The organism is Herbaspirillum rubrisubalbicans, assembly GCF_003719195.1.
Lineage (GTDB): Bacteria > Pseudomonadota > Gammaproteobacteria > Burkholderiales > Burkholderiaceae_D > Herbaspirillum > Herbaspirillum rubrisubalbicans.
This window is the reverse complement of sequence record NZ_CP024996.1, coordinates 3,572,660-3,591,720: the sequence shown is the minus strand read 5'-3', so window position 1 is coordinate 3,591,720 and position 19,061 is coordinate 3,572,660. Positions and strand designations below refer to the sequence as shown.

20 protein-coding genes are annotated in these 19,061 nt (G+C 62.0%); 13 read left to right on the top strand and 7 right to left on the bottom strand.

The genetic code is table 11. From position 1 onward, the window contains the following. Window positions 1-18: 18 nt before the first annotated feature. The 3 genes from RC54_RS16020 (at window position 19) to RC54_RS16010 (ending at window position 3,577) form a co-directional block, all read left to right on the top strand. Window positions 19-1,047 carry a GGDEF domain-containing response regulator gene (locus RC54_RS16020; RefSeq protein WP_058896078.1) on the top strand — a complete coding sequence of 343 codons (1,029 nt, stop codon included), beginning with the start codon at window positions 19-21 and terminating at the stop codon, window positions 1,045-1,047. 54 nt (window positions 1,048-1,101) lie between these two features. Continuing rightward, entirely contained in the window at window positions 1,102-1,557 is a 456-nt protein-coding gene (locus RC54_RS16015; protein WP_164471220.1) for a MaoC family dehydratase, read from the top strand. Window positions 1,558-1,738: 181 nt separating this feature from the next. Beyond that, window positions 1,739-3,577 carry a sensor domain-containing diguanylate cyclase gene (locus RC54_RS16010; protein ID WP_244216357.1) on the top strand — a complete coding sequence of 613 codons (1,839 nt, stop codon included), beginning with the start codon at window positions 1,739-1,741 and terminating at the stop codon, window positions 3,575-3,577. Between the two features lie 41 nt (window positions 3,578-3,618). On the opposite strand, the gene RC54_RS16005 is transcribed toward RC54_RS16010, so the two are convergent. The 4 genes from RC54_RS16005 to RC54_RS15990 all read right to left on the bottom strand — a co-directional run bounded on the left by RC54_RS16005 (window position 3,619) and on the right by RC54_RS15990 (window position 6,432). After that, window positions 3,619-4,311, bottom strand: a complete 693-nt coding sequence (locus RC54_RS16005) for a glutathione binding-like protein (protein ID WP_061788958.1) — start codon at window positions 4,309-4,311, stop codon at window positions 3,619-3,621. A 79-nt stretch (window positions 4,312-4,390) separates the two neighbouring features. Next, window positions 4,391-5,548, bottom strand: coding sequence for a pyridoxal phosphate-dependent aminotransferase (locus RC54_RS16000; protein ID WP_061788957.1), 1,158 nt, complete (start codon window positions 5,546-5,548; stop codon window positions 4,391-4,393). A 63-nt stretch (window positions 5,549-5,611) separates the two neighbouring features. Then, window positions 5,612-6,133: a PIN domain-containing protein gene (locus RC54_RS15995; protein ID WP_058896073.1), complete on the bottom strand. Its 522-nt coding sequence runs from the start codon at window positions 6,131-6,133 to the stop codon at window positions 5,612-5,614. Window positions 6,134-6,144: 11 nt separating this feature from the next. Further along, the gene (locus tag RC54_RS15990) at window positions 6,145-6,432 is read right to left on the bottom strand and encodes a hypothetical protein (protein ID WP_058896072.1); all 288 of its coding nucleotides are present in this window, start codon (window positions 6,430-6,432) and stop codon (window positions 6,145-6,147) included. Window positions 6,433-6,802: 370 nt separating this feature from the next. Here RC54_RS15990 and yaaA point away from each other — a divergent pair, with 370 nt between their 5' ends. Continuing rightward, window positions 6,803-7,579 carry a peroxide stress protein YaaA gene (yaaA, locus tag RC54_RS15985; protein WP_061788956.1) on the top strand — a complete coding sequence of 259 codons (777 nt, stop codon included), beginning with the start codon at window positions 6,803-6,805 and terminating at the stop codon, window positions 7,577-7,579. Between the two features lie 187 nt (window positions 7,580-7,766). Here the strand turns inward: yaaA and RC54_RS15980 are convergent, their stop codons facing one another. Next, window positions 7,767-8,567, bottom strand: coding sequence for an outer membrane protein assembly factor BamD (locus RC54_RS15980; RefSeq protein ID WP_058896070.1), 801 nt, complete (start codon window positions 8,565-8,567; stop codon window positions 7,767-7,769). Window positions 8,568-8,680: 113 nt separating this feature from the next. Here RC54_RS15980 and RC54_RS15975 point away from each other — a divergent pair, with 113 nt between their 5' ends. Both RC54_RS15975 and pgeF read left to right on the top strand, forming a co-directional pair. Next, a complete protein-coding gene (locus tag RC54_RS15975) occupies window positions 8,681-9,799 on the top strand; it encodes an RluA family pseudouridine synthase (protein WP_061788955.1) in 1,119 nt (372 codons plus the stop codon). A 12-nt stretch (window positions 9,800-9,811) separates the two neighbouring features. Next, complete coding sequence (gene pgeF / locus RC54_RS15970; RefSeq protein ID WP_061788954.1) at window positions 9,812-10,558, top strand: peptidoglycan editing factor PgeF; 747 nt, start codon at window positions 9,812-9,814, stop codon at window positions 10,556-10,558. 23 nt (window positions 10,559-10,581) lie between these two features. On the opposite strand, the gene RC54_RS15965 is transcribed toward pgeF, so the two are convergent. Next, complete coding sequence (locus RC54_RS15965; protein ID WP_058896067.1) at window positions 10,582-11,475, bottom strand: LysR substrate-binding domain-containing protein; 894 nt, start codon at window positions 11,473-11,475, stop codon at window positions 10,582-10,584. Window positions 11,476-11,658: 183 nt separating this feature from the next. Here RC54_RS15965 and RC54_RS15960 point away from each other — a divergent pair, with 183 nt between their 5' ends. Next, on the top strand, window positions 11,659-12,444 hold the full coding sequence (locus tag RC54_RS15960; RefSeq protein WP_044529741.1) for a sulfite exporter TauE/SafE family protein: 786 nt from the start codon (window positions 11,659-11,661) through the stop codon (window positions 12,442-12,444). Then, a complete protein-coding gene (locus RC54_RS15955) occupies window positions 12,441-12,704 on the top strand; it encodes a hypothetical protein (protein ID WP_017451765.1) in 264 nt (87 codons plus the stop codon). Before RC54_RS15960 ends, RC54_RS15955 begins: the two co-directional genes overlap by 4 nt. 145 nt (window positions 12,705-12,849) lie before the next feature. On the opposite strand, the gene RC54_RS15950 is transcribed toward RC54_RS15955, so the two are convergent. Continuing rightward, entirely contained in the window at window positions 12,850-13,119 is a 270-nt protein-coding gene (locus RC54_RS15950; protein WP_058896066.1) for a hypothetical protein, read from the bottom strand. Between the two features lie 57 nt (window positions 13,120-13,176). On the opposite strand from RC54_RS15950, the gene phaC reads away from it, so the two are divergent. From phaC to RC54_RS15925, 5 genes are all read left to right on the top strand, one after another. Beyond that, the gene (gene phaC, locus RC54_RS15945; RefSeq protein ID WP_061788953.1) at window positions 13,177-15,024 is read left to right on the top strand and encodes a class I poly(R)-hydroxyalkanoic acid synthase; all 1,848 of its coding nucleotides are present in this window, start codon (window positions 13,177-13,179) and stop codon (window positions 15,022-15,024) included. A 257-nt stretch (window positions 15,025-15,281) separates the two neighbouring features. Continuing rightward, window positions 15,282-16,022 (top strand): 3-ketoacyl-ACP reductase, encoded by a 741-nt coding sequence (locus tag RC54_RS15940; protein WP_058896064.1) that lies wholly within the window; start codon window positions 15,282-15,284, stop codon window positions 16,020-16,022. A 301-nt stretch (window positions 16,023-16,323) separates the two neighbouring features. Beyond that, the gene (gene phaR / locus RC54_RS15935) at window positions 16,324-16,890 is read left to right on the top strand and encodes a polyhydroxyalkanoate synthesis repressor PhaR (protein WP_017451769.1); all 567 of its coding nucleotides are present in this window, start codon (window positions 16,324-16,326) and stop codon (window positions 16,888-16,890) included. 200 nt (window positions 16,891-17,090) lie between these two features. Next, window positions 17,091-18,467, top strand: coding sequence for a 30S ribosomal protein S12 methylthiotransferase RimO (gene rimO, locus RC54_RS15930; protein WP_058896063.1), 1,377 nt, complete (start codon window positions 17,091-17,093; stop codon window positions 18,465-18,467). Beyond that, on the top strand, window positions 18,467-18,898 hold the full coding sequence (locus tag RC54_RS15925) for a hypothetical protein (RefSeq protein ID WP_058896062.1): 432 nt from the start codon (window positions 18,467-18,469) through the stop codon (window positions 18,896-18,898). Before rimO ends, RC54_RS15925 begins: the two co-directional genes overlap by 1 nt. The last annotated feature ends 163 nt before the right edge of the window (window positions 18,899-19,061 follow it).

The following is a 19,061-nucleotide window of genomic DNA, read 5'->3' as shown; positions in this document are numbered from 1 at the left end:
GAACAGAAGGAATGTACTATGAGCTCGGACTCTACGAGCGGCAATCTGACCGGCATTCCTCTGCTGCCGTCGGACGAATACAAGATCATGGTCTTGCTGGTGGATGACCAGCCCATGGTGGGCGAAGCAATCCGGCGCGCCCTGATCAATGAAGAGCATATCGATTTCCACTTTTGTACCCGCGCCGATGAAGCGCTGGCGGTGGCCGAGAAGACCCGGCCTACGGTGATCCTGCAAGACCTGGTGATGCCCGGCGTGGATGGCATGACGCTGGTGCGCCAGTACCGTGCTAGTCCGGTGCTGGCCAATGTGCCCATCATCGTGCTGTCCTCGCGCGACGACCCCGAGATCAAGCGCGATGCCTTCGCCGGCGGCGCCAACGATTACATGGTCAAGCTGCCGGACGTGATCGAACTGGTGGCGCGGCTGCGTTACCACTCGCGCTCCTACATCAACCTGTTGCAGCGTGATGCCGCCTACCGCGCCCTGCGCGAGAGCCAGCAGCAACTGCAGAAGACCAATTTCGAACTGCAGCGCCTGACCAATACCGATGGTCTGACCGGTATCGCCAACCGTCGCTATTTCGACGACTACCTGAGTGCCGAATGGCGCCGGGCGCGGCGCGATGCTGTGCCACTGTCGCTGTTGCTGATCGATGTCGATTTCTTCAAGCGCTATAACGACAACTACGGTCATGTGGCCGGCGACACTGTGCTGCGGCGGGTGGCGCAGATCATCGATGACACCATCCAGCGCCCGGCCGACCTGGCGGCGCGTTTCGGCGGCGAGGAGTTCGCCATGATCCTGCCGCGCACGCCCATCGAAGGTGCCCACAGCCTGGGTCTGAAGCTGTGCCAGTGCATCGAGGCGAACCAAGTGCCGCATGAGCGGTCCGACATCAGCGCCTGGCTTACCGTGAGCATCGGCGCAGCCTGTGTGATACCGGGGCAGGAGCAGGACATCAGCGAACTCATCGAGATGGCCGACCGCCGTCTCTACCTGGCCAAGCAGCAGGGCCGCAACCGGGTGGTGTGGCAGGATGGCTGACCCATCAAGTACGCCAGAGGAAAGATCACCAAGAACAGCAAGGAACAGATGACCATGCGTACCATTGCCAGCCTGGAAGAACTGAAATCACTGGCCGGCCAGGAAGTGGCCTGCAGCGACTGGATCACCGTCAACCAGGAGCAGGTAGATCGCTTCGCCGATGCCACCGGCGACCATCAATGGATTCACGTCGATGTCGAGCGTGCCGCGCGTGAACTGCCCTATGGCGGCACCGTGGCGCACGGCTTCCTGACGCTGGCGTTGCTGCCGCGCCTGCTGTCCGAATCCATCAGCCTGGGGCCGGACGTGCGCTTGTTGCTCAACTATGGCTTGAATCGCGTGCGCTTCCCGGCACCCTTGCCGGTGGGGAGCAAGGTGCGCGGCGTCATCCGCCTGGAAGCGGTGGAGGACATTCCCGGTGGCGTGCAACTGGCCTGGGGCATTACGGTGGAGTGCGAGGGGGCGGACAAGCCGGTATGCGTGGCCGAGTTCCTGGTGCGGCGCTACTGATGCCGCGCCCATCGACTTCCTCGCGCAAACTCATACATTTGTAGTCTGGCAGCATCGGCTGCACCTGCCCGTAGCGATTTTGATTCAGCCTGTGGTCAGGAATTGTCATAAGGTGCTAATGTGCAAGCATTCGGTAGCGCTTGTCAGCGTTGCCGCCGCGTCATTGCCGATCACGTTTCTCATGATGTCAGAACGCCCGATACCTCAGATCGACGCCGAACCGGATCGCTACCGGAAAGCGCTCGCCTTCAACAATCTCACGCTCTCCTACATTGCCCGAGGGGCGCCGCTGGACCAGTTGCTGGACCGTATCGCCAGCGGTTTTTCATGTAACTATCCGCAGCGCGCACTGGCCATTTTCCTGTTCGACCCCGCGACCCAGCGGATGCGCGTGGGTGCCGCGCCGCGCATGACGCCGCAGTTCCTGGCTGAAGTCGGCGCACTGCCGGTGCCAGATCCCGATACACCGCAGTTCTGGCACAGCTTCACCGCCCTGAGTGAACGTCATCAGATCTGCTTGCTGGAGCTGCTGCCCTTGCGCTCTTTTGCCAGCGCTGTGTCGGGCATTCTGGCGGTGTGTGCCCAGACCCGTGCGCTGGCCGATCCGGCCCATCTTGATCCCGATTACCGCGAGGCCGTGGGCGCGGCCATGTCAATGGCCATGCTGGCCATCGAGCGCGCACTGGTGCCCGCCCATACGCGGGTCGCGCCTGAACCACCAGGACTGGTCGATGAGCGCATGGCGCTGGCCATCGAAGGCAGCGGCACCGGTATCTGGGACCGCAATGCGGTCACCGGCGAGATGTATTATTCGCGCGGCTGGAAGGCCATTCTGGGCTATGAGGACTGGGAACTCTCCAGTCACCTGGAAGACGCCTACCAGCGTATCCACCCGGAAGACCTGCCCTATGTGCAGGAAACCATTCGCCAGCATTTCACCTCGCAGTCGGATACCTACCAGGTGGAGCACCGTATTCGCTGCCGCGATGGCAGCTACAAGTGGATCAGCAGCCGCGGCAAGGTGGTGGCGCGCGATGCGGCCGGCAATGCGCTGCGCATGATAGGCACCACCACCGACATCACCGAAGTCAAGCAGCTCACCGAGAAACTGGCCAAGAGCAGCCGTATGCTGGACTACCTGACCAGCGAAATCCCCGGCATGGTGTTCCAGTACCGGGTGCCACCGAGAAGCCATGGTTTTTTCACCTACATCAGCGAAGGCGCGCGCGAAACCTATGGCCTGACCTCCCAGCAACTGTTGGAAAACCCCACCCTGATCGATACCATCATCCACCCGGAGGACTTGCCGATGTTCCAGGCGGCGCGCCAGGCCGTGCTGGATGGCGGTTCGCACTGGATGCTGGAGTTCCGGGTAATCCCTCCCGGCCAGGGCGTGCGCTGGCTGCGCGGGCAGGCGCGTCCGCGCCGACTGGAAGACGGCACCACGCTATGGCATGGCTTCGTGAGCGACATCAGCCAGAGCAAGGCCTTCGAACTGGAATTGCAGGAACTGGCCCTGACCGACCACCTTACACAATTACCCAATCGCCGCAGCTTCATGCAGCGCCTGCAGGAGGAATATAGCCGCGTGCAGCGCGGCGTGATCGAGGGGGCCGCTGTGCTGATGTGTGACCTAGACCACTTCAAGCGCGTCAACGACAGCCTGGGTCATGCCGTGGGTGACCAGGTGTTGAGCCATTTTGCCGCGCTGCTCAAGGGCCAGTTGCGCAAGTCCGATGCAGTCGGACGCCTGGGTGGGGAAGAGTTCGCGGTGATCCTGAGCCGCGCCAACCGGCAGGCCGCGGCCGAATTCGCGCTACGCCTGCAAACCAGTTTTGCCAGCCACCCGCTGCTGCATGAGGGCGGCGAGGTGGAGGTGACGATCTCCATTGGCATCGCCCTGATGCAGGCCGACAGCAGTGGCCCGGAGCAGGTCTTGCGCGCCAGCGATGACGCCTTGTACCGCGCCAAGGAAAAAGGGCGCAACCGCTTTGAGTTTGCGCCCTTTACAGGTCCGTAGCTTCATGCACTGCGTGGCCGCCACCGCGACGGCCGGCGGGCTTAGCGTTTCTGGTACTGGCTCTTGCCGAACAATAATTCCTTGGCCTTGTCGTCATGCAGCGGCTTGCGCTTGTCGGCCAGCACGGTCACGCCGCGCTGCACGGCAGGACGTGCGCTGATGGCATCGAACCAGCGCTTGACGTTGGGGAAGTCGTCCAGATCGATGCCTTGGTTCTTGTGCGAACGGGTCCAGGGGAAGCAGGCGATATCGGCGATGGTGTACTGCTCGCCAGCCAGGTAGGCGTGCTGGCCCAGTTGCTTGTCCATCACCTGGTACAGACGGCGCGCTTCATTGCTGTAGCGGTTGACCGCATATTCGATCTGCTCCGGTGCATACAGGCGGAAGTGGTGCGCCTGGCCCAGCATCGGCCCCAGACCACCCATCTGGAACATCACCCATTGCAGCACTTCATACTTTTCACGGGGGGTCTCGCCCAGGAAGCGACCGGTCTTGCCGGCCAGGTAGATCAGGATCGCGCCGGATTCGAACAGCGAGATCGGCTCGCCATCCGGGCCATCGGAATCGACGATGGCCGGGATCTTGTTGTTGGGGGAGATCTTCAGGAACTCGGGCGTGAACTGATCACCAGCGCCGATATCGATGGCATGGGCGGTGTAGGGCAGGCCGCATTCTTCCAGCATGATGTGGACCTTGTGGCCGTTGGGCGTGGCCCAGCTATAGACGTCGATCATGGATGTCCTTTTTGCGTGTCGTGTTGAGGGGGGAAGTCACGGAACGAAAATGATATAAACGATTTGCGTGGCAGCGACATTACAGCTTTGCCAGTCGCTCCAGCGCCAGTTGCAGCGTCTCATCCTTCTTGGCGAAGCAGAAGCGCACGATGCCCGATTCCCTGGGCGTGTTGTAGAAGGCCGAGACTGGAATGGCGGCCACGCCGATCTCGCTGGTGAGCCACTTGCAGAACTCGGCCTCGGGCAGGTCCGAAATGGCGCCGTACTTCACGCACTGGAAATAGGTGCCTTGCGAAGGCAGCAGCTCGAAACGGGTGTTGGCCAGACCATTGCGGAAAAGATCACGCTTGCGCTGGTAAAACGCCGGCAAGTCCAGGTACGGGGAAGGATCCTTCATATAAGTGGCCAGTCCGTACTGAACCGGGGTGTTGACCGTGAAGACGTTGAACTGGTGCACCTTGCGAAACTCTGCGGTCAGCGCCGCCGGGGCGGCCACGTAGCCGACCTTCCAGCCGGTGACGTGGTAGGTCTTGCCGAAGCTGGAATTGATGAAGCTGCGCTCGGCCAGCTCGGGATGGCGGGCCAGCGATTCATGCGGCTGGCCGTCATAGACCATGTGTTCGTACACTTCGTCGGAGAGGATCAGGATGTCGGTGCCGCGCACGATGTCGGCCAGGGCCGCCACGTCGGTGGCGCGCATGACGCTGCCGGTCGGGTTGTGCGGGGTATTGACCATGATCATGCGGGTCTTGGCGCTCACGGCAGCCTGGACCTTGTGCCAGGGGATGCTGTAGCCGTGCTCGCCCACTTCCATCTGTACGCATACCGGCACGCCGCCGGCCAGTTCGATGGCGGGCACGTAGCAGTCATAGACCGGTTCGATGACGATGACTTCGTCGCCCGGATGCACCGCGCACAGCACCGAAGTCAGGATGCCCTGGGTGGCGCCGGCCGTGACCGTGATGTCGGAGACCGGGTCATAGCGATGGCCGTAGAGTCGTTCCACCTTGGCGGCGATGGCTTGGCGCAGGGGCAGCACGCCGGCCATGGGCGGGTACTGGTTCAGGCCGTCCTGCATGGCCTGGGTGACGGCTGCCACCAGGGCCGGGTCGCAGTGGAAATCAGGGAAGCCTTGTCCCAGGTTGACCGCGCCTTTTTCGCTGGCCAGGGCAGACATGACGGTGAAGATGGTAGTGCCGACCTTGGGCAGCTTGGTGACGATGTTGGGGGTGCTCATTGCAGCGGGCTCGTTCTTGTGATGATCGCAAGCCCATTATTCTAGCCGCATTCGCGCGCCGGTTCAGGCCAGCGGCTCCATGAAGGCATCCACCCGCCAGTGTTGTGGCGGCACGATGGCAAACAGGCCGCGCTTGAGGGTGCGCTTGCCCAGCTTGAGTACCGCCTTGTCCTTGCTCACCAGCACATGGGCACGGCATTGCAGGGCCAGCTCCAGGAATTTCTGGTCGTCGCGGTCGGTGCACAGTGGCAGGCCGAAGCGGTTGACCTCGGCCAGCGGCAGGCAGTGCAGCAGACGGTCGAATTCGGCGCAGATGGCGGGCTTGTTCTCGGGCGTGACCGGTAGGTGCGGATAATCCAGCACGGCCAGCCATTCATTGCGGCAATCCTCGCGGGTATAGGCCTCGACGCGACCCTGTTCCAGCGCCTGCTGCAGCGCTGCCCAGCGCGGATCGCGAAAGACGAACAGGTCCAGGCAGACATTGGTGTCCAGCACCAGCCGTTGGCGTCCGCCGGGGGCGCCTGGGCTGGCGGTGGGATCGATGGGAAGCGGGGTGGGGAGGGAAGGTGTTGCCAGGGTAGTCATTGAATGGAGAGCTAGTTGTCGATGCCGCGTTGCCCCGGTGGTGGTGAAGCTTCGTACTTGCCGAAGAGTTCGCCACCGGTTTCCAGCGCATCATACCCTTGATCGGTGACGCGCCAGAAATTATGCATGTCCACCGCCGCCAGTCCGCGGTCATAGAGCAGCCGCAGATGATGCAGGATCACCTCCGGCGCCACCTGTCCGGGCAGCGCGCTCTGGATCTTTTCCACGTCGCCGTAGAGCGTGCCGAAGGATGCCAGTTGCTTCAGGATTTCGCCCATCAGGGCTTTGTCGCGTTTCATGATGTCTCCTTTGCCGGTGGCCGATGGGATCGGGCGGGCAGCGTGCTGCAGCGCGATGACTGCAGCGCGTGCAGGTGACGCTGTTGCTCTTGGCATGGACAGCAAAACGCAGCCGAAGTGCCGGTGCGGCTGCCAGCCGGCCAGGCTGCGCCGGAGCAGCCGCCTGGTCGGTTCCTGTTGATTAACGGCAAGTGTAGCGCGGAACTTGAATTGGGGTTTTGCCCCCTGTTTTGTACCCGTTGTGCCGCTCAGATTGGCCTACTGCACCGGCCTATGGCGCCTTGCCATCGGGGCGGCCCGCACGCAAGGGGCGCGCTTTGGGTATCATGGCGACCACCCTGTCCTAACCTGATCATTGGATGAACGCCTCATGCTGATTGTTTTGTCTCCCGCCAAGTCGCTGGACTACGACACCCCCCCGACCACTGACGTCCACACCACGCCGGCCTTCGTGCCGCGTTCGGCCGAGCTGATCGAGGTGCTCAAGACCAAGTCTCCTGCCGAAATTGGCAGCCTCATGGGCATTTCCGACCAGTTGTCGGTCTTGAATGTGAGCCGCTATGCCAGCTGGTCGCGCAAGTTCACCACCAAGAACGCCAAGCAGGCGGTGCTGGCCTTCAATGGCGACGTCTACGAAGGCTTGGACGCCGCCTCGCTCGCAGCCGGGCAGCTCGACTACCTGCAGCAGCATGTGCGCATCCTCTCTGGCCTGTACGGCATGTTGCGCCCGCTGGACCTGATGCAGCCTTACCGCCTCGAAATGGGCACCAAGCTGGCCAATCCGCTCGGCAAGGATCTGTACGCCTTCTGGGGCAGCGAGATCACCGAGGCGCTCAATGGCGAACTGGCCGCGCAAAAGACGCCAGTGCTGGTGAACCTGGCCTCGGAGGAATACTTCAAAGTGGTCAAGCCCAAGCTGCTCAAGGCGCAGGTGGTGGCGCCCGTGTTCGAGGACTGGAAGGGCGGCAAGTACAAGATCATTTCCTTCTACGCCAAGCGCGCACGTGGATTGATGGCGCGCTATGCCGCGCTGAAGAACATCAACCATCCCGAAAAGCTCAAGGCCTTCGACCTGGAAGGCTATGCCTTCGCGCCCGAGGCCTCCAGCGAGAGCAGTTGGGTGTTCCGTCGCAAGCTGGAGGACTGAGCTGCCCGTTGAAGGGAAGGGCGCCGGGCTGAGGGGCTTGAGCGCCCGGTCTGCCTTGCGCCTATCGCTTTGTCCAGTGTTTGCGTTCCCCAAGAAAAATGCCGCCCAGACTTTCGACTGAGCGGCATTTTTTCTGGGACGTTGCCGTTGCGTTGTTTCACTCCAATGCCTGCAGGTCGGCCTTGGGTTACCAGATCTTCCACCACGGATTGTCCTTCTTCTTCGGACCACCGTGGTACCAGGGGCTATTCGGATAGGTGGCCTGGATGATGCGTTCGGTGTCTTCCTTCAGCTTGGTCTGGCCCAGAGCTTCGTAGGAGTGCATCAGGATGAACAGTGCCTCTTCGTTGGCCGGCGAGTCAGGGTACTGCTTGATGGCAGCCTGGGCGCGGTTGGCGGCTGAGACATAGGCACCGCGGCGATAGTAGTAGCTGGCCACGTGGACGTCATACTGGGCCATGGCATTGACCAGGTATTTCATGCGGGCAATGGCGTCCGGGGTGTACTTGCTTTCCGGGAAACGTTCGGCCAGCAGCTTGAACGAATCGAAGGCGTCACGCATGGCCTTGGGGTCGCGTTCGGTGTTGTCCTGGTCGGTGAAGGTGTCGAAGATGCTGGTGCGATCATTGAAATTGATCAGGCCACGCAGGTAGTACATGTAGTCCACATTGGGGTGGTTGGGGTGCAGCTTGATGAAGCGGTCCACCGCCGCCAGCCCTTGCGCCTGCTCGTTCTGGCGGTAGTAGGCGTAGGCGATGTCCATCTGCGCCTGCTGGGCATAAGTGCCGAAGGGATAGCGCGATTCCAGCTTCTCGAAGTACTTGATGGCCTTGTCGTAGCCGCCGGCATTCAGTTCATCCTTGGCTTCCGAGTATAATTTGGCGGCAGACCAGCCGACCGTCTCATCCTTTTGTTCCGGCAACAGGCCGCAGGCGGTGAGCGAGAGGGCAAAACCGATGATGAAGAACTTCAATAAGATTTTGTGCATGACTCTTGTGTGCTTGTCTGGGACTTATCAGTTGTGCATGGCGTGAAGCGCCTTCCCGAGCCGGCTGCATCGATACCCGAAATACAATCAACCCGATCCGGCGATTATAGCTGATGTCACGTAAGAAACCCCTTCCGATTACAAATGGCGATGAGCCTGTAAAGACCGACCTCCCGCTGGAGGACGATTTCGATGACGGCGAGCAAGCCGGCGACGATGGCGTCCCTGGCCTGGAGCCCTTGACTTTCCGCCTTGACGATGAGGTCGTCGGCCAGCGCTTGGACAAGGTCTTGTCTGGCCTCATGCCTGAATTCTCGCGCAGCCGCATCCAGCAATGGATCGAAGACGGCCATGTGACCGTCGATGGCGCGCCCGCCAAGGGCAAGATGACCATGCTGGGCGATGAGCTGGTGGAGGTGGCGCCGCAGGCGGTGCCGGCCGACCAGCCCTATGCGCCCGAAGCCATGGCGCTGGACATCCTGCACGAGGACAAGTCCATCATCATCTTGAACAAGCCGGCCGGGCTGGTGGTCCATCCGGCCGCCGGCAACTGGAGCGGCACGCTCCTGAACGGCCTGTTACACCATTGCCCAGCCCTGGCCAATGTGCCGCGCGCGGGCATCGTGCACCGTCTGGACAAGGAAACCAGCGGCTTGATGGTGGTGGCCAAGACCCTGGCTGCGCAGACCGACCTGGTGCGTCAATTGCAGGCGCGCAGCATGAAGCGCCAGTACCTGGCCCTGGTATGGGGCCTGCCGCAGCTCTCCGGCACCATCAATGCACCGATGGCGCGCCATCCGCGTGACCGCATCAAGATGGCGGTGTCGCAAAGTATGAGGGCCAAGCCGGCCGTGACCCATTACCGTCGCCTGGCCACGGGCGAGATCGACCGCAAGCCGGTTAGCCTGGTGCATTGCCGCCTGGAAACCGGGCGCACCCACCAGATTCGCGTGCATCTGCAGTCGCTGGGCTTCGCGCTGGTGGGAGATTCGCTTTATGGCAAGCAGCACCTGGCGCCGGTGTTCCCGCGCCAGGCGCTGCTTGCTGGTCGCCTGGGCCTGGTGCATCCGACCTCGGGCAAGTTCCGCCAGTGGGCCGCGCCCTTGCCGCCGGACATCGAAGCTCTGCTCCAGCGCGCCGGCATCGACCCGGACTTGGCCGTGATCCCCGAGATGAGCGAAGAAGCCGATCCGGTGCTGGGCGACTACGATGAAGACGATGATGAGTATTGAGGTCGGATATCCATGGAACTGCTGATCCCCGACTGGGCTGCGCCAGCCAACATCGGCGCGCTGACTACGCTGCGTGCTGGTGGATACAGTCCTGCCCCGTATGATGACGGGCAGGGTGGCGGCGGCCTGAACCTGGGGACGCATGTCGAGGATGATCCCGCCCTGGTAGCACGCAACCGCGCCTTGCTGCGCCGCCTGCTGCCTGCCGAGCCGGCCTGGTTGACCCAGGTGCATGGCGTGAATGTGCTGGACGCGGCCGCGCTGCCGGACGATGCCTGCGCTGATGCCTGCATCAGCAGCACGCCTGGTGCCGTCTGCGTGATGATGACCGCCGATTGCTTGCCGGTACTGTTCTGCGACCATGCCGGGACCGTGGTCGGGGCGGCCCATGCCGGCTGGCGAGGACTGGCCGCAGGTGTTCTGGAGCAGACTGTGGCGGCCATGCGCGCGCGCGGTGCGGACCAGATCATGGCCTGGCTGGGGGCGGCCATCGGAGCGGACAATTTCGAGGTCGGCGCCGAAGTGCGGGAAACCTTCCTCGCGCAGCAGGCCCAGGCTGATGCCGCTTTCCGCCCCTATCCTGGGCGTCCCGGCAAGTACCTGGCCGATATCTACCGACTGGCGCGCCAGCGGCTGGCAATGGTCGAGGTGCGCGATGTCAGCGGCGGCGGACTCTGTACCGTCGCCGATACGCGCTTCTATTCCTACCGGCGCGACCGCACGACCGGACGCATGGGATCGCTGATTTGGCTGAAGTGATCCTGTGCTGCAGGCGTGGCGCGTCAAGCGTGACGCTGTAATGCCAGTATCAGTTCACGCGTAGGGCCCGGCAGGCCTTCCAGTCCGCGCACGCAGATCAGCAATTGGCGTCGGCTCCAGCCATCGGAGAGCGGGATGGCGCGGATATCCATGCGGGCTGCGCCGGCCAGAGCGGCGGTCTCGGGCATCACCGCGATGCCGACCTGGTGTTCCACCATGCGGCAGATGCCGTCGAAGCTGCGCAGCCGCACCCGGTATTGCAGCCGCTTGCCGGCCCGCGTGGCGTGGCCCGAGAGGTGCTGTTGCAGGGCGCTGTCGCCGGACAGGCCGACAAAATCCTCGCCCAGCAATTCACTGAAGGTCAGTGATTTGCGGCGCGCCAGCGGGTGCTTCCTAGACAGCACCGCCACCAGGTGGTCCTGGCGGAATGGGTAGGTCTGCAACGGGCCGCTGTCGGTGGAGTCGGCGATGATGCCGATGTCGGCCACGCCATCGACCACCGCCTGCACCACTTCATAGCTCAGTTTTTCTTCCAGTTCGATGTCGGTGTACGGGTGTTGCGCCAGGAAGCGCGCCAGCACTTCCGGCAGGAATTCGGTCATGGCGGAGGTATTGCACAGCAGTCGGATATGGCCCTTGAGCCCGCGTGCATACTGGCCCAGTTCATCTCGCATTTGTTCCATCTGCTGCGCCACCATGCGCGCATGATGCGCCAGCGCACGCCCGGCATCAGTGCTCTGCACGCCGCGCCGACCGCGCTCCAGCAGGGCCGTGCCCAGGGCATCTTCCATGTTGCGGATGCGCGCACTGGCCGAGGCCAGCGCCATGTGAGCCCGTTGGGCACCGGCAGTGATGCTGCCGCTTTCGACGATGTGCAGGAACAGGCGCAGGTCGGAGAGTTCGAAACGGTTGCTCATCGTTGGCCAGGAAAAAACAGGAAAAGCACGACAGAAGGGAAGAAAAAACGCTGCAAGCCATTTTCAGCCTTCGTCCAGGCCGAAGGCTGGCTAAGTGTATTCCACATTTCCAGACGACGCGCACACTGGCAGACTGGGAAACCTCAATACCACCAGCTTTGTCAGCGTCATTTCTCTTCTGCCATGCCCAGCCTGCTTGCCTTTGTCGATATGAATGCCACCGTCTTGCTCGTGAGCCTGGCGGTGTTTCTGCTGGCCGGCTTCGTCAAGGGCGTCATCGGCCTGGGCTTGCCCACGGTGGCGGTGGGCTTGTTGAGCCTGGTGATGTCGCCGGTGCAGGCTGCAGCGCTGCTGATTGTGCCATCGATGGTCACCAATGGCTGGCAACTGGCCACCGGCGGCGCCTTCCTGGCGTTGGCACGGCGCCTGTGGACCATGCTGGCCGGCATCCTCATCGGCACCCTGGCCGGGGCCGGGTTCATGGGCGCCGATGGTGGTCGCCGGGCCATCGTCGTTCTGGGGCTGGCGCTGATGCTGTACGCCATTGCCGGGCTGGCCGCCTGGACGCCGACAGTGCGACCCGGGCAGGAGGTCTGGTGGTCGCCCGTGATCGGGCTCTTCACCGGGCTGGTGACGGCAGCCACGGGCGTGTTCGTCATTCCGGCTGTGCCTTACCTGCAGGCGCTGGGCTTGCCGCGTGACCAATTGATCCAGGCCCTGGGCCTGTCCTTCACGGTGTCCACCCTGGCGCTGGCGGTCAACCTGGGGCAGGGTGGAGCCTTCAGCGGGGGCGTAGGCTGGGCGTCGCTGGTGGTACTGGTGCCGGCCCTGCTGGGCATGGCCATCGGCACCCGTGTGCGTGGCCTGGTGCGGGCTGCCACCTTCCGGCGCTGTTTCTTCATCGGCTTGCTGCTGCTGGGCTTGCACCTTGCCTGGCATATCGTCGATCTGTTCGGAGTGGGGCGATGAGGAGCGCCTACCGTCACCCCTATGGCTGGCAGATCGAAGGACCCAAGCAACGACAGGGCAATGAAATCCACGTCTATGCCTGGCTCGATGGCAGCATGATCGCCATGCTTGATTGTGAGTTACGTGACAGTGGTAGCCTGAAGTTACGTATGGCCTATGTCTCGCCACCGTGGCGCGGATCAGCTGTGTTGCGCGATATGCTTGCTGTACTGAAACCCCGCTACCGGCGTATCGCCTTGCGACGCGTGGCGCGTCGCTGAACAGAGTTTCCTGAGTTTTTGTAGGTCGTCGTGATCGATGCTGCACTGCGAAAAGTAGCGCTGTTAAAGGCTTGTCGCTTCATCAAAGATGTGCCGGCTTTTTGCATTTTCTAAGTTTTTTCGTCGTGCCGACCGTATCCGGGGCTTACTCCGTTGGTGTGGGTGGCGCCTTTCCTTGGGCGTGAGACTCGCATTTCATCGAACTGTCATCGTCCCGCTCTTGCGGATGGATAGCTGACGATTTCTTCATCTTTTGACGATTCCGCTTGCGTTGCGGCGTACCCATCAGGTATAAAACGATGGTCAGGGGAATTATCCCGTACAGCAGGAAAGTAGCGACGCCAGCGATCACTGATTGTTCGGTGATTGACATCATGAAGACGACGTAGAGCCATGCGATAGCGACGATGACCATGGTGAAATTGCGCTTCGAGACAAACCGTAAAGATACGCGAAAATTGCCGATCCGAGCATGAACAAGCAGAATCCGCAGCAACCCTCTCCCGATGTATCCGCGTGGCTGGCACAGATGTCCGATCCGAAATTCTGGACTTCGCTGCAGTCGCAATTCCAATCCCAGTTCGACCAGATCAAGTCGCATTTGCCGCCCATGCCCAACCTGGCAGGGATGGGGCAGATGCCGGGTGCGCAGGGTTTTCCTGGTGGCCTGCCGCCGGGGGCCGGGCAGATCGATCCGGCGCTGCTGGTCAAGCAGTTGGGCGAGATGGGCGCCACCCTCGAGCCTGCCGACCTGGTCCGCCTGCAGCAGGACTATACCCGCGAGTTCGGCGAACTGTGGCAGTCGATGCTGGCGGCCAAGACCCCGGCTATCACCGACCGCCGCCTGTCGGCTCCGGCCTGGCAGGAACATCCTTACTTCGCATTCCAGGCCGCCGCTTACCAATTGAATTCGCGCTTCCTGCTGGCGCTGGCCGATGCGGTCAAGGGGACCGAGAAGGTGCGTCACAAGTTGCGTTTTGCAGTGCAGCAGATGATCGATGCGATGTCGCCTGCCAACTTCCTGGCCACCAATCCGGTGGCCCAGCAAAAGATCCTGGAGACCCGCGGCGAAAGTCTCACCCAGGGCATTGCGCAATTGCTGGCCGACGTGCAGAAGGGCCACATCTCGCAGACCGATGAAACGGCTTTCGAAGTGGGGCGCGATGTCGGCGCCAGCGAAGGCTCGGTGATCTTCGAGACCGAGTTGTTCCAGCTGATCCAGTACAAGCCGCTGACCAAGACCGTGCACGCCGTGCCGCTGTTGATCGTGCCGCCGTGCATCAACAAGTTCTACATCCTCGACCTGCAGCCGCACAATTCGCTGGTGCGCTATACGGTCGAGCAGGGCCATACGGTGTTCCTCATTTCCTGGCGCAATGCCGATGCGACAGTGGAGACCGCGACCTGGGACAACTACGTGGACGACGCCGTGGTGCGTTGCATTCACATCGTTCAGGAAATCAGCAAGCAGCCGCAGATCAATGCGCTGGGCTTCTGCGTGGGCGGCACCATCCTCTCCTGCGCGCTGGCGCTGCTGGCGGCGCGTGGCGAGGATCCAGTGGCCAGCCTGACGCTGTTGACCACCTTCCTCGATTTTTCCGACACCGGCGCCATCGACGTCTATATCGATGAGATGCAACTGGCACTGCGCGAGCAGATGATCGGCCAGCGCGGCCTGATGGCCGGGCGCGATTTCGCCAGCGCCTTCTCCAGCCTGCGTCCCAACGATCTGCTGTGGAACTACGTCGAATCGAATTACCTCAAGGGCGAGAAACCCAGCGCCTTCGATTTGCTGTACTGGAACGCCGACAGCACCAACCTGCCGGGGCCGATGTTCTGCTACTACCTGCGGCACATGTACCTGGAAAATGCGCTCAAGGAGCCCGGTCGCCTGAGCGTGGGCGGAGAGAAGATCGACCTGCGCAAGATCAGCGCGCCGGCCTTCATCTATGCTTCGCGCGATGACCACATCGTGCCCTGGAAGTCGGCCTATGCCTCGCTGGGCTTGATCAACACCGGCAAGCGCAGCAACAACCGCTTCGTGCTGGGTGCCTCGGGTCATATTGCCGGCGTGATCAATCCGGCGTCCAAGAACAAACGTAACTACTGGCTCAACGACAAGGCCAAGGTCGGCAGCGATGCCGATACCTGGTTGGCCGGTGCCACCGAACACCCCGGCAGCTGGTGGGGCGAGTGGGCGGCCTTCCTGGCCAAGCATGGCGGGCGCAAGGTGGCCGCACCCAAGACGGCCGGCTCGACGCGCTACAAGCATATCGAAGCTGCGCCCGGACGCTATGTGAAGGTCAAGGTCGACCAGTAGGTCGGCACAAATGATCAGCCAGCCGGCCATCGTCGAGATAGAAGCCGGCGGCAGTGATGAAAAGAGGGCGGTGACCCCAGGCGGGCCCGCCGACAGGGAGAGACGGCCGGCAGCGCATCCGCGGCGCGGCCAGGCCTGACAAGATAAAGGACGACCCTGTGCAGACGGGGCGTCCACCAATGCGGCGCAAAGCAGACGCGAAACAGGGGGAGCAGGGCTACCCCGATAAATCACCATCCCTATAGGAGGCAACAAAAATGAGCAAGCGTATCGCATATGTGACCGGTGGTATGGGCGGCATCGGCACCGCCATCTGCACCCGTCTGTGCAAGGACGGCTACACGGTCGTGGCCGGTTGCGGCCCCAATTCCACCCGCAAGGATACCTGGCTGGCGGCCATGCGCGCCCACGGCTACGACATCCACGCATCCGAAGGCAATGTCTCGGACTGGGAATCCACCAAGGCCGCCTTCGAAAAGGTACGTGCCGAGATCGGTGAAGTGGACGTGCTGGTCAACAATGCCGGCATCACCCGCGATGGTCAGTTCCGCAAGATGAGCAAGGCCGACTGGGACGCGGTGATCGACACCAACCTCAATTCGCTCTTCAACGTCACCAAGCAGGTCATCGAGGGCATGTGCGAGCGCGGTTTCGGTCGCATCATCAACATCTCCTCGGTCAACGGCCAGAAGGGCCAGTTCGGCCAGACCAACTACTCCACCGCCAAGGCCGGCATCCATGGCTTCACCATGGCGCTGGCGCAGGAAGTGGCGACCAAGGGCGTGACCGTCAATACCGTCTCGCCGGGTTATATCGGGACCGACATGGTGCGCGCGATCCGGCCGGAAGTACTGGAAAAGATCGTCTCGGGCATCCCCGTCAAGCGTCTTGGCGAGCCGGAGGAAATCGCCTCCATCGTGGCCTGGATCGCTTCGGCTGAAGGTGGCTACGCTACCGGTTCGGACTTCTCCCTCAACGGCGGCCTGTACATGGGCTGATGCTGCAGCACGCGGCCACGCACGCGGCAGTGCCGCAAGCGTGGCCGTTTTTACGTGTGTCACAGGCTGAGATTTTGTCAGCCATGCACGATAGAGCTCCCCTTTTGCAGGTCTTCCCCCCTATAATGGCTTGCGTTGTTGCCCTGCAAAATGCAGGCCGCACACAGTAGAAGAGAGAAGAAGCAAAGAGAGGGCAAGCCATGCCCCGGACGCCCGCGCGGCAGGACTGCATCCAAGTCGCCCGCAATCGCTGCAAACCAAGGCCGGCAAAACGGCTGAAATGAGAGAGACTGGACTTCAGATGACTACTGCAAAAAATTCGGCAGATCGCTTGATCAAGAAATATCCCAACCGCCGTCTTTACGATACCCAGACCAGTTCCTACATTACGCTCACCGATGTGAAGCAACTGGTGCTGGACAATGAGGAATTCACCGTGGTCGATGCCAAGAGCGGCGACGACCTGACCCGCAGCATCCTGCTGCAGATCATCCTGGAAGAAGAGTCGCATGGCGTGCCCATGTTCTCCAGCGGCGCGCTCTCGCAGATCATCCGCTACTACGGTCATGCCATGCAGGGCATGATGGGCAATTACCTGGAAAAGAACATCCAGACCTTCATCGACATCCAGAACAAGCTGGCCGAGAATTCCAAGGGCTTCTACGAAGGCAAGCCCTTCAGCCCCGAGATGTGGACCCAGTTCATGAACGTGCAAGGGCCGATGATGCAGGGCATGATGAGCAACTACATTGAGCAGAGCAAGAATCTGTTCATCCAGATGCAGGAGCAGATGCAAAGCCAGACCAAGAATATGTTCGGCACCTTCCCCTTCGGTGCCCAGGGCAATCCGCCGGACCAGAAGAAGTAATCCGTCGTCTCCCAATGCAACGGCCCCGTGTGGGCCGTTTTGCATTGGTGGCGCAGTTGCTGGCGTCGGCGGGGGCGAAAACCGGTAAAAACCGGTGAAAGCGAGCGGACGATGTACAATAGCGCCCTGATTTTTAAAGCATTTTTCGCTTTTTCCCGTATTTTCGGCCGTTTTCGGCCCGTCTCACTGAGCCTTCTGCCATGTCCAACCCATCTACTCCCGCCAGCCCGGCCCTGCCCAAGGTCGGTTTCGTTTCCCTCGGCTGCCCCAAGGCACTGGTCGATTCCGAACAGATCCTGACCCAGCTGCGCGCCGAAGGCTACGATACCGCCAAGTCCTATGACGGCGCCGACCTGGTGATCGTCAATACCTGCGGTTTCATCGACGCCGCCGTGCAGGAGTCGCTGGATGCCATCGGCGAAGCCCTGAATGAAAACGGCAAGGTGATTGTCACCGGCTGCCTGGGTGCCAAGAAGGATGCCGAGGGCGAAGACATCATCCAGAAGATCCATCCCAAGGTCTTGGAAGTGACCGGCCCGCACGCCGTGGGCGAGGTCATGCAGGCGGTGCACAAGCACCTGCCCAAGCCCCATGCTCCCTTCATCGACCTGGTGCCGCCGCAAGGGGTGAAGCTCACCCCCAAGCATTTTGCCTATCTGAAGATTTCGGAAGGCTGCAACCATCGCTGCAGCTTCTGCATCATCCCCTCCATGCGCGGCGACCTGGTTTCGCGCCCCATCGCCGATGTCATGCTGGAAGCCGAGAATCTGTTCAAGGCCGGAGTGAAGGAATTGCTGGTGATTTCCCAGGACACCAGCGCCTATGGCGTGGATGTGAAGTTCCGTACCGGCTTCTGGAACGGCAAGCCGCTCAAGACCCACATGACCCAACTGGTGGGCGCGCTGGGTGAGCTGGCCCAGCAGTACGGCGCCTGGGTGCGCCTGCACTATGTCTATCCGTATCCGCATGTGGACCAGATCATCCCGCTGATGGCCGAAGGCAAGATCCTCCCTTACCTGGACGTGCCGCTGCAGCACGCCCACCCGGACGTGCTCAAGCGCATGAAGCGTCCGGCCAATGGCGAGAAGAACATCGAGCGCATCCAGGCCTGGCGCGCCATGTGCCCGGACCTGACGATACGCTCGACCTTCATCGCCGGTTTCCCCGGCGAGACCGAGGCTGAGTTCGAATACCTGCTGGATTTCCTCAAGGAGGCCGAGATCGACCGCCTGGGCTGCTTCGCCTATTCCCCGGTGGAAGGCGCGACCGCTAACGAGATCGCCAATCCAGTGCCAGAAGAGGTACGCGAAGAACGTCGTGGCCGCGTGATGCAGTTGCAGGAAGAGATCTCCAAGAAGCGCCTGCAAGCCAAGGTCGGCAAGACCTTGCGCGTGTTGATCGATGAAGTCGACCGCAACGGCGGCACCGGTCGCACCTATTCGGATGCGCCCGAGATCGATGGCGTGGTCTATGTGAAGCCGCCTTTCGAACCGCATCGCAAGTTGGAAGTGGGGCAGTTCGTCGACGTGCGCATCAGCGCCGCCGATGCCCACGACCTGTGGGGCGCGGCCGAGTGATGGCTGGGCCGATGATGCGACGCGGCCTGCTGGCCGCAGCCTTGGTGCTGTGCACTGCGGTTGCCTGGAGTCCGGCTCAGGCAGCGTCCTCCGGTCCGGCCGCCAATGCCCCGCCAGGTTCGCTGCAGCAGACCCTGATGACGCACACCCTGGTGCTGCGCGGCCAGATCGACGGGCGCGACATCCAGCTCTCGCTGGCGCCCAAGAAGAACGAGGATGGCCTGGAAGGACGCTACTTCTTCTTCGGCGGCTCGCCCGAGATCCTGGTGGCCGGCGAAGTGGATGGGGATGACCTCATCATGGAAGAGTCGATCAATGGCAAGGATGTCTCCGGCCAGTGGGAAGGGCATCGCCAGGGCCAGTCCATCGTCGGTACCTGGTCCAGCGCCGATGGCGCCATCAGCAAGCCGTTTGCCTTGCAACTGCCCTGAGCCGCCTGGGGCGGCGGCTAGCGGCCATATGAAGTTTTGTTCTGTCCGTCTGCGCTGATCCAGCTGCACTGCCCGTCTGCACGGGCGGCTGTCGCTTTCGATGTGAGCACGCTGCGCGTATAGTGAAGCTTTTGCGCCCCCATCCCGAGGTGCGCCATCGTTT